The sequence below is a fragment of the Crocosphaera sp. Alani8 genome (assembly GCF_038442745.1).
Classification (GTDB): domain Bacteria; phylum Cyanobacteriota; class Cyanobacteriia; order Cyanobacteriales; family Microcystaceae; genus Crocosphaera.
Map to the genome: position 1 here is coordinate 1 of NZ_JARVCN010000261.1, position 4,465 is coordinate 4,465.

The 4,465-nt window shown below is 38.3% G+C and carries 4 protein-coding genes; 2 read left to right on the top strand and 2 right to left on the bottom strand.

The features are described from left to right. Window positions 1-102: 102 nt before the first annotated feature. Window positions 103-594, top strand: a complete 492-nt coding sequence (locus P9B04_RS14940; RefSeq protein WP_342055784.1) for a hypothetical protein — start codon at window positions 103-105, stop codon at window positions 592-594. Window positions 595-724: 130 nt separating this feature from the next. After that, a complete protein-coding gene (locus tag P9B04_RS14945) occupies window positions 725-1,309 on the top strand; it encodes a PEP-CTERM sorting domain-containing protein (protein ID WP_342055785.1) in 585 nt (194 codons plus the stop codon). A gap of 615 nt (window positions 1,310-1,924) precedes the next feature. Here the strand turns inward: P9B04_RS14945 and P9B04_RS14950 are convergent. Next, entirely contained in the window at window positions 1,925-2,071 is a 147-nt protein-coding gene (locus tag P9B04_RS14950; RefSeq protein ID WP_342055786.1) for a hypothetical protein, read from the bottom strand. A 90-nt stretch (window positions 2,072-2,161) separates the two neighbouring features. Beyond that, the gene (locus P9B04_RS14955; protein WP_342055787.1) at window positions 2,162-4,159 is read right to left on the bottom strand and encodes a peroxidase family protein; all 1,998 of its coding nucleotides are present in this window, start codon (window positions 4,157-4,159) and stop codon (window positions 2,162-2,164) included. Window positions 4,160-4,465: the final 306 nt, after the last annotated feature.

The window sequence follows — 4,465 nt, forward strand, 5'->3', positions numbered from 1 at the left end:
GCTCTATAAAAAACCCCATCTTCATTCTCATAAATCATTCCTGATTGCTATAGTTTATTTGAACACACTATTACCTCTGGTGAGCTTGAAAAATTTATAGAAATGACATATTCTCTAGATTTAATTATTATTAAAGCTCAAAGATTTCCTGATGAAGTTTTTCAAACTTTGATTGATTTATTCACTAAAGAATACTTTCTAGAAATGGAACATTCTAGGTATATTCTCTATATTTTTTTGAATAATTTTGATCTTTTATCAAAAGCCCAAAAAGATCAGTTAATTCTATCTTTAGAGCAAGGTTATGAGGAGTTGCAAGATTGGATGTCTTGGTTTACTATCTCTGAAATTTTAGGAGAATATTATCAAAATAAACAAGCTTTGCAAACGCTTTGTAATCTCAAAAAAGTCAAAAACGAACATCCTCGCTCCTTTATCGTTCATGGTTTGGAACATCTCGTAAAATCTCCAGATATCAATCTATCTCAATCAGCATTAGTTGAACTACTGTCAATGAAAAATGACTCATGTGAAAGAGTTAAATATGAAGTAAATCTCTCCCTAAACAAACTAAAGAATCAAGGTTATCAGTAATTATATAATCACTACTTTACTTAAGATAAACTAGATTTCTATAACCATTTATCAATTCTTCGTCAATTAACTGGTTAAAAATAAAAATATGTTATAGATTATTAAAACGTTGTTCTTAATAATATAAACTATGAAAAATATAGTTTTATTTTCCAGCACAATTTTAATGACCACTTCTGGATTGGTATTAGGAAAAGTAGAAAAATCTTTAGCTTTAACTTTCAATTGGAGTTATTCTGCACCTGGAATAGAAGCAAGTGGTACATTAACAACTAATGACATCATTGATGATAATGGTTTTTATTTAATTACTGATATTACTGGTAAGAGAAATGATGAAATTATTATCGGTTTATCGCCAACTGGTACTTCAATACCAGGAAATGAACCGTTTGAACTTGATAATTTAATAAGTCTTGATGAAGAACAATTAACGTCTAGTGGTTTAGGTTTCCTTACATCCGAAGGTAATTTTATCAACGTATTTTTCGCTGATTTTTTGCAACCACCAGGTTATTTTGAAATTTTCTCTGCTCCTCCTTTTATCCCAGGTTTTGAAAATTTTGGACTTGAAGATAGTGAATTACCTGTTACTTTTAAAGCTAGTTTAGTTTCTGTACCTGAACCTTCAACTATTATTCCGTTAGGATTATTAGCAACCCTTGGTTTTAGAACAAGCTTTAGACGTAAATTAGCCAAAACTAAGAAGCAGTAGAGGTACTTCCCTGTGGGCAGAAATATCTCGTCGTGAGTCGGGAAGCTCACACTGTACCGCCTAGCGGTCAGTGTGGAAGGATGTCACACATTGACTATTTGCCAAACACTGCGATCTGTTGAACCATCCCCAAGGCGAGCCATTCCAAGAATAAAGTTACTATGTTCTCTACTCATATCTTGCACCTTCGATAAAACCAGCTAGTTTGTAAGCGTTCAGCTATCAGCTATCAGCTATCAGCTATCATTTGAAAAATATCAATCTCTATCTTATGCTGTGAGTGAGATTAAACATAAGCTTAACGCTTTCAGCTAAGAGATGAAAGCCGAACGCTGTGCGATAGCGCCGGAACGGAGTGAGGAACTGCTTACTGCTTACTAATTTAAGTTTTTATGTACTGGTGCAAGATGTCAGTTCTAGAAAAAGCTCTTGATTTTTAGATTGTTTTTATAGGGATTTTCAATAAAGCTGAAAACCCTCGAAGGTTCGCTCAAAGATGCGGGTGGCTACCGCCGCGTCTTCGACGGTGAGAATCCGCTTGGATCGCACCTCTGCCTCCTGCCCCCTGCCTCTTTCATAAGATAAGATGGGTTTGAGAAGAGGATTTGGTATTAGTCAGGTTAGGGTGTGGGCTTTGGGGTGTAGGAGGTAGGGAGAATTTCTATCTCTTGGTGCGGTGTCTTGTGCTGGTGCAATATGTCCGTCAACCAACGCTAGTCTATTCGCTCCAAACTCCATCTCAGGGTTATGGCGTTTTGACAAACGATCCCGAGGGAATCTCCCCAAAAGCGAGCGCGCATGAACTGATTGATTGAACAAAGTCTTGTCTTTATTTCCCAAGGGAATTGAGGCTTAAATAATGACTGGATCTGTAGTAATAAAGGCACTATCAGAAATACTGACATCGGAGTTGTCTTCGATAATCTTATCTAGAGTTACTCTCTTCACACTTCCACTAACAATGTTATCTAATTCCTTGAGATACTCATCGTTCTCATAGAAGAAGCGATCGCCGTCTCGTAAATTGGTGAATTGCAGACCGATGATAGCATTCATGGTCTCTCCAACGATGCTATCTCCAAACTGTTGTTCTGCTAAACCACCAATCCAGAGATCCACGTCATCAACGGAATCATAAACAGAGGCAAATTTGGTAGCAAGTTCTGTGTCATTGCCTGTTAATTGTTCAAAGGTGTCATAAGCAGCTAATCCTAGACTCTCACGAACAGTGTTGAGATCAGGAACACCATGTTCCCGTCCCCGTTGAATATTGAGAGAAGCTAAGTCAAAACCACCGGCCCCTGGGGGTCCAAACAAGAAGTTACGAACATCATCGACTAATTTGACATCAAGTTCTTGAGCTTGTTGCACTTCTAATCCTTTGAGGAAGGAATCAACCCCACCTTCTACAATGGCATCAGGGTTAAAGAAAGCATCCCGTAGAGCAACTGAGTCTACATTGCCATCCCCATCTACTTTTAGGAGTTGAGGAGAGAGCATAGTATGACCAAAACGGAAAAGACCGGTAGAAAATTCCGTGAAAATTCCAGGGTTAACCGTGTCGTCATAACCTTGATATTCAGGAATGACATTATCGTCTAGAAGTAGGGGTAAAAATTCTTTGTAGGTAATATTCTGAATTTTAGCTCCCACTAAACGACGGGCAGATTCATAAACAAAGTCACCACGACTTAACTCAGACTCTTCAAACAGTCGGTTGAGTCTTCTGAACTTTTTACCACTGCCTTTATCTAAAATATCTCCTAACTCATCTGCTAGACGGTTATGCTCTCGAACAAAGAGGGTATGAACAGAGATTAGACCGAATTGTTCATTAACACGGATATCCCCTGCCATGAAGTTACCATCAGCGTCTGTAGTAAGTAACACTTCTCCATTATCAGCGATACTGGTGGCCATTTTTCCTGTACCATCATTAGCTCGTAAAGCAGCCGCAGTAGTAGCATTGGAACCATAGACCATAGAGCCATCAATAAAAGCTGTAATTTCGTTGATCTGTTCGCGAGGGTTCGCAGAACCATCTCCAGGATCAAAACCGGTGGTGGGATCAAAAATAGAACGGGTTAAGGGGATAACTTGAGTCCCTGTCCCAAAGGGATCAAAATCAGGATCACCAACAGGAACAGGAATATTAAATGTTTCTCCCAGAGAACCAGCTTCGGTTAAATCGATATCATGGTCAAGAAATTGTCCCCATTGCCAAAACCAGTCTGAAAGATCGAAACTGTTAAGAATGGAAACCTCTCCTTGATCAGCAATTGCATTACTGATAGCTCGTGGACTGGGAAGGGTGAAAGGTGTATTGATCCCACCTCCTCTGGGCTGAGAATATCCGTCTTCATAAGCAGACGGACTCAAACGTAACAGTTGAATGCCCTCTTCTCCGTATTCAGGATTGGTTAAATTATTATCTAATCCATTAAAGGTACGAAAAGTTGTGTCTGAAATGATATCATCCCAACGCAAGTCATAGGTATTTCCAGAAAAAACTGGCTCACCTGAACTATCCACTTCCCCAGAAGTCACTTTGATAAAATATTTTCCTGCTTCAGCGAGGGTAACATTGAGAAATTCGTTATCATCAACAGAAGTAGAAGAGGCGATTTCATTTCCTTTTCTATCAAAGAGAACTAAATCGAGATTACCCTGGGTATGGGTGAAAAATAGTTCGATGGATAGGTCTAAAGAACCTGGGGTTACTTTAATTTTATAGAAGTCATCATCTGATGAAACTCCCAATCCACCCAGTTCACTGAGAAGGATTTGTTCATCCTTTGATAAGTTGAAAGCGTCGGAAAGAATATTATTATTCTCAAAAATATCATCCATTGGTAGTCCTCAAACAATTTTTTCAATAGTATTTGAAGATTTTCTGCGAAAAACTAAAAATTTTATGTAATTTAACTCATAAGTTAGCCCCCCATCTAACTTGTGGATGGGGGGCTTTAAAAAAGGATTTTGGTATTAATTAGACGAAGACAAAGTTATCAGCATTTAAGCTACTAGCAGTTACGCCAAGTAGTATTGCTAACTGGTCGTTACCTAAAGCAATAGAGGTATCAACGCCCTCTTGAGTCAAGGTTATACCAAATCCGCTCTTTTTAACCCCCTTATAAAACCCTTTACTAATAGATG

Coding starts and splice junctions, on each gene's coding strand:
- P9B04_RS14940 (WP_342055784.1), top strand. CDS start 103: ATGACATATTCTCTAGATTTAATTATTATTAAAGCTCAAAGATTTCCT.
- P9B04_RS14945 (WP_342055785.1), top strand. CDS start 725: ATGAAAAATATAGTTTTATTTTCCAGCACAATTTTAATGACCACTTCT.
- P9B04_RS14955 (WP_342055787.1), bottom strand. CDS start 4,159: ATGGATGATATTTTTGAGAATAATAATATTCTTTCCGACGCTTTCAAC.